Here is a 5,953-nt window from a genome sequence, read left to right as displayed (position 1 = left end):
ATCTTGCACAGGGGGGTATGATGAAAAACGGCTCAGACTTTTTAAAGGAAGTATTTGACCCCCAGGAAGCCGGACGTTTGCACCAAAGGCTTATAAGACTTGCTAAAAAAACTGCCCATACTTTGGCAGAAAATCATGATGATTTATTCGGGGAGCTCGGAATCGATTTAGCACTTGATGTTGACACACACCCTTGGATTATTGAAGTGAACTCGAAACCTTCGAAAAAATTTCAGGGCAACTATGAAACCTTTCGTCCATCAGTAAAGTCCATTGTAGAATTTATGCTTACTCTTGACCGTGAAAACCATCCATAAAAGGAGTTGCTGGCACGTGTTAATAGGATTAATGGCAACGTCAGATACACATGAAAATCATTATTTTACTGAAATAGCAAAAGCAGCTAAATCATTTAATATGAATGTATGTAAATTCACACCCGAGAATATTGATATCGATGTGAAGAAAGTTCGAGGAGAACGTTTTGATGCCGAAAAGGAAACATGGCGCTCTGAAACATTTGATCTCCCTGATTTTGTATATGACCGCTGTTTCCATGGCTTATCTCGTGTTTCGACGGAAATGCGCGATAAAATCAATTGGTTAAAAGTTAACTCAAGTTTCCTTGGCCTTGGCCTTCCAGGAAAGTGGGAAGTTTATCAAACTTTAAAAAAACATCCCCTGCTAGAGGCATTTTTTCCAGAAACCGTTCAAGTTACCACACCTGAAGAAATCAGCGGGCATTTGGAACGTCTGGATAAAATTATTATTAAACCAGAGTTTGGAGCAGGTGGTACGGGAATCTATCTTCTCACAAAAACCGAAGGCGGCACATTGGTGTCCATGACAAAAAAGGGCACCAAATACGACCGTCAATTTGACTCTAAATCTCAACTGAACAAATGGCTGCAGCATTTATTAAATCGATATAGTTACCTTTGTCAGCCTTATTTAGAACTTTGCAACCAGAAAAAGGAACCGTTCGATTTACGAATTTTACTTCAAAAAAACGAAAAAAATCAGTGGATGGAACGCGGCCGAGGCATTCGCCTGGGACAACAAGATGGAATCACCTCCAATTTAGCCACTGGTGGGGAAGCTATTTCACTCGAGGCTTTCATCAAAAAAAATCCTGAATCTATTCCAATTGCCGCCGAACAAAAAATCCAGCATATCCTCCGTACCCTACCTGCCGAAACCGAAGCCGTTTTTGAAAGGCTATTTGAGCTTGGAATCGACCTAGGTATTGATAAAAAAGGGCAAATATGGATAATGGATATTAATTCAAAACCAGGTAGGAAAATCATCCAAACACTTCAACCTGAATCGATGAAGGATATCCATCGCGCACCGTTCCAATATAGCCAATTTTTAGCCGATCATCTTCAGAAAGCAGGTGAGTAGAGAGTGAGAAAGACTTATCCTGCCGAGATTGCCGATACTCCCGGCAACGTTCTCTTCTATCCATCAGAGCTTGGAGATTTGGCAGAGATTGAATTAATATATTTTGGCCAGCATTCATGTCCTGCCATTGTCAAACAAAATCCTGCAATCAAGCAAACAATCGTCCTGTCAGAAAGTCTCGCGGAATCTTTAATATTTACTCAGGTCGATATGCCTCTTCATCTATTTATATACGGTAAGAGCATTCATATTGGGCCAGTCGTCGGGATATTTTCATCAGGTTTTACAGGCATATCAAACAAACCGCTCGGGGAACGTTCAGATTTTTTTTCAAAACTCCTTTCTCTGAGCCAAACAACAGGCTGTATCCCTTTCGTTTTCGGTGAAAATGTAATCAATTGGGAAAAAGAAACAATCAAGGGCTATGTCTATGAGAACGATGACTGGAATATTAACGAATTTCCTTTTCCAAATGTCATCTATGACCGGCTCCCTAACCGTTTGACGGAAAACCGGGATGGCCCTAAGGAAGTGAAACAGAAATTCCAAAAAGAGTATACAATTCCTTGGTACAATCCAGGTTTTTTTAATAAATGGGATATAAATGAACGGTTATGTGCGGATGAGCGGGCACTTCCTTTTTTACCGGAAACGTATCCTTTTCAATCTCTGTCCGTCGTAGAAACCCTGCTTTCTCATTACCGACAAGTTTATATAAAGCCTATTCATGGCAGCCTTGGGCTTGGAATTCACCAAATTCTTTATGATAAACATGAAAATGTCTACTATTGTCGTTATAAAAATGACGCTCAGGAAAATAAATTGCAAAAGTTTTCTACTTTAGAATCCATTGTAAAACACATCTTTCATAATCGACCGCTTGAAAATCTCATTGTGCAGCAGGGCATACCATTAATTCGTTCTTCTAAACGACCTGTAGATTTCCGAGTTCATACGAACAAGGATAGCAAGGGAATTTGGCAGGTAACTGCTATCGCCGCAAAAATAGCCGGCGCTGGAAGCGTTACTACCCACATTAAAAGCGGAGGCGTCATCAAGACGATTGCCGAGCTATATGGTGATGATGATGAGGCTAAAGAAGTCGAACGAAAGCTATCGGAAGCCGCCCTAATATTAAGTGAAAGTATTGAAGAGCACTTAGATGGCATCATTGCAGAAATCGGTTTTGATTTTGGATTAGATAAAAAAGGGCAAGTTTGGATGTTTGAAGCCAATTCTAAACCAGGACGTTCAATCTTTTCCCATCCAAAACTCAAAGAGTTCGAGCTGCTAACAAGAAAGCTCAGCCTTGATTATGCTATTTATCTTACGGAACAAACCATTACAAATGCTGTCGGTGTGCAGAGATGAATATTTTTTACGATATTCCAACTGAAAGCTGGTACCACGACCAAGAAAGCATGCAACTATTCGCCGGAGCGGAAAAAGAGGAAATACACTATAAACAGAATCAAAATAATCAAACACTTATTCCTATTTCTATTTTTCCAGGTAGCCGGATGCTCGTCGTCGGAATATTAACTTCTTTAAATCCCAAAAAGGAATCAGGAATAGGGGGAAACTTGACCCYTTTTCAGGATTTATCACTATATTTGTTGGAACATGGGATATTAGTGTTTGTATTTACGGTTGAGACCTTTCATTCCATCCCAGTAAAGGGCTTCCTTTTTTCCTCCATTTCAAACAAATGGATCGAGGTTAAGATGCCGCTTCCCGATATAGTTTATAACCGAATTCCCTCAAGGGGCTTCGAGGCATCAGAGGATTTTCAACAGCTTATCAACTACTTTCAAGATCATGGTATGAACCTTTTCAATCCTTGTTTTTTAGATAAATATATGATGTATGAAGCATTGATGGAAGATGGCTCCCTCACCAACCATCTTCCATCAACAATTATCCTAAGTGATTGCGATGGACTGAGGGCTTTTTTAAAATCCCACAGACATATTTACCTAAAACCATCCAAAGGAAGCCAAGGGAAAGGTATTTACACACTAATCGAGAATCCTGATGAAACTCTTCAGTTTAATAGCCTAAAACATAGTGAATCCTTCCCAAATTTCTCCTCATTTTGGGAGCATAAAAAAATGCTACTGATGAGAAGAGCCTATCTCGCCCAACGAGCGGTTATACCAAAGAAATTGAATGGACATCGTTATGATTACCGAGTTCTCGTTCATTATGAAAATGGGTTCTATAAAATTACTGGTAAGGCTGTACGGATGTCACAAACCCAGGAAATCACAACCCATACTCCAAGAGGCGGGAAAATTTTCCCTTACAAAAACTTGCAATCGAGGAATTTAAACCGGAAGTTGGCGTACATTGCTCAAAAATGCGGTCTGATTCTATCGAAGAAATTCGGCTTTCTCGGGGAATTCTCCATTGATATTGGCGAAGATTCAACAGGATCACTCTTCATTTACGAAGTAAACTCTAAACCCATGCAATTTGATGAAGAAGAAATTGAAGCAAGCCGACTCTTGCATTTGAAAAACCTGTTTATTGAATTAACATTATTAAATCGAACAAGAAAATAACCTCCATCTGCCGTTTTCCATTATAATGAAATGAGAGACAGCTTATATGGAGGTTATACATATGATTACTCATTTTCAATGGACACCATTACATAAAAATTTACCAGGATGGAAAATTTCCTTTTACTTTAACAAGCAGGCCGTCCAAGCCTTATACCATAAAGACGGGTCCATCGAATGGACTGCCAATCCCCCTTCAGAAACAGACGAAGCTAAGCTCAAAAGCATCATACATGACTTAATGGTCTATCATGTATATGAATAAGTTAGTGCTAAACTCCTCATTTCATTCATGAGGACTTACTCAGAATAAAAAGCCCTCTTTTGCCTACACTATAAAAAAAGGTTAGGAGGGATTTCTTTTGGATAAAGAAGAATTCACATTTTTGAAGGATACCGAATATGAAGGCAAGAACTCTGCTTTCTTAGACATCGACCGTTACATCAATGAAGGACTGGCCGGCGGGAATGTTTATGCAGCTGCTGACCTTCAGAACATTGAAGAAGCCCATGATTTTTATGATGAAACCGAGCCAAACAAGAATAAATAATTAGTGTCCGGAGCCTCCTTTAGGTGGCTCCTTTTTATAAAACTGTCAACTCTTCCTTCACTCCGAACATTCCCGTAACTATTTCACATTTTCTCGCTTTTTTCAAGATTAAGGAAATACCCTTCTTTTCAGGCTTTTTGCCTTAACGTAATAAGGACTCACCCTATCACGGTAGTACGGTTCAATCCTACACTCTTAACAATTCTCAGTCTTATTCAAATCTTCCTTTTCGTGATTTTTATTGAGTCATCTTTTTCCTCTAAGGGTAGAGACAACATGCTGGAATATCTTATTCATTTTTCCATTCATACAGCACAATATCGTTATATACCGGATCATAAATAGAATTAGAATGAAACTCTTTTATTTTTTTAATCTTACCATTAAGGTTTATGCCTTGTGCTTTAAACCCTTCTACTGCCTTATTCGTTATTAAAATCTTTCTGTGCTGGTAATAGGATTTATCATGTAGAAAAACTTGATAAGTTTGTACCTTTTTATAGGGAGTTTTAATATTTATGTACTGAAAAACCCTCGTCTCTTCCCAGGCATAAACAACGGCTGATTGATCGAGAGACTGTAAATAGTTAGCTAGTTGAATTGTGGCTGGAGATTCGATCGCTTGTTGTTTAATCAGCATAGAAGAATAATACGTTTGTGAAATTAATAGTAGACAACAAAGAATAAATATTACAGAGTTCCTTATCTTTTTTAATAAATTGGTCAATAGAACGAAAATAAACAGTATGACTAAAGGAAGAATATGTCTAGGTTTATCAATATTTTGCGCAACAATAGCCCAGGTCAAATAACAAATGCCCATAATACATGCTAATTGCTGAGAGAAATCTTTTTTTAGATTACTCCCTTTCAATTGATATATAAACAAACTAACAAGTATACCGTACAGAACGGCTAATAAAATCGTTTGAGAGGAAATACCCGTCCATATTACATTATCAAGTACTAATGTACTTACCCTTTCAAGAAAGGATAAATCACTAGAAATAGCCGTGTTACCCCAATCGTTAAAATGACCGCTGGTAAAAGCCAAGGAAAGTTTAACAAAACCTTTCACACTTCCTTCAGAAAAAACAAGAGAAGCTACCCAAATAAACTGGCACATTATCGTCAATAAAGAATAAATAACTATTTGTTTATTCGTGTAATATTTTTTCTTCCATTTCTTATAAAATAGGAAAAGCAAACCGATTGCAAATGGCAGATAGGATAACCGAATTCCTAACAATATACTAAGAAACAATGGAGGCAAACTATTTACACCTATGCCCTGATCTTTCATCGCCCAATGAATACTCCAAAAATACCACCATAAGGCAGCTAGGGCGGCGCCTTCTGATATTGGTTGATTTACTATCACCATAACATAGGTCGAGGAGTATACATCACCATAACATAGGTCGAGGAGTATAC

General features: G+C 38.2%; 7 protein-coding genes. 6 read left to right on the top strand and 1 reads right to left on the bottom strand.

What is annotated here, in order from left to right; translation table 11 throughout:
* From AC1DUW_RS19435 to AC1DUW_RS19410, 6 genes are all read left to right on the top strand, one after another.
* The coding region (locus AC1DUW_RS19435) for a YheC/YheD family protein (protein WP_477643235.1) at nt 1-317 on the top strand (317 nt) is incomplete at its 5' end.
* 31 nt (nt 318-348) lie between these two features.
* Nucleotides 349-1,404, top strand: a complete 1,056-nt coding sequence (locus tag AC1DUW_RS19430) for a YheC/YheD family endospore coat-associated protein (RefSeq protein WP_477643234.1) — start codon at nt 349-351, stop codon at nt 1,402-1,404.
* Between the two features lie 3 nt (nt 1,405-1,407).
* Nucleotides 1,408-2,775, top strand: a complete 1,368-nt coding sequence (locus AC1DUW_RS19425; RefSeq protein WP_053344894.1) for a YheC/YheD family endospore coat-associated protein — start codon at nt 1,408-1,410, stop codon at nt 2,773-2,775.
* A complete protein-coding gene (locus AC1DUW_RS19420; RefSeq protein ID WP_477643233.1) occupies nt 2,772-3,968 on the top strand; it encodes a YheC/YheD family endospore coat-associated protein in 1,197 nt (398 codons plus the stop codon). The genes AC1DUW_RS19425 and AC1DUW_RS19420 overlap by 4 nt, the downstream gene beginning before the upstream one ends.
* A gap of 61 nt (nt 3,969-4,029) precedes the next feature.
* On the top strand, nt 4,030-4,233 hold the full coding sequence (locus tag AC1DUW_RS19415; protein WP_053344892.1) for a YheE family protein: 204 nt from the start codon (nt 4,030-4,032) through the stop codon (nt 4,231-4,233).
* 97 nt (nt 4,234-4,330) lie between these two features.
* Nucleotides 4,331-4,519, top strand: a complete 189-nt coding sequence (locus AC1DUW_RS19410) for a hypothetical protein (RefSeq protein WP_053344891.1) — start codon at nt 4,331-4,333, stop codon at nt 4,517-4,519.
* A 289-nt stretch (nt 4,520-4,808) separates the two neighbouring features.
* Here AC1DUW_RS19410 and AC1DUW_RS19405 read toward each other — a convergent pair.
* The coding region (locus AC1DUW_RS19405) for a hypothetical protein (RefSeq protein ID WP_477643232.1) at nt 4,809-5,953 on the bottom strand (1,145 nt) is incomplete at its 5' end.

Source organism: Peribacillus sp. P4_C12 (assembly GCF_056402095.1).
The sequence above is the reverse complement of the archived record's forward strand: the minus strand, read 5'-3'. Positions and strand labels throughout refer to the sequence as shown.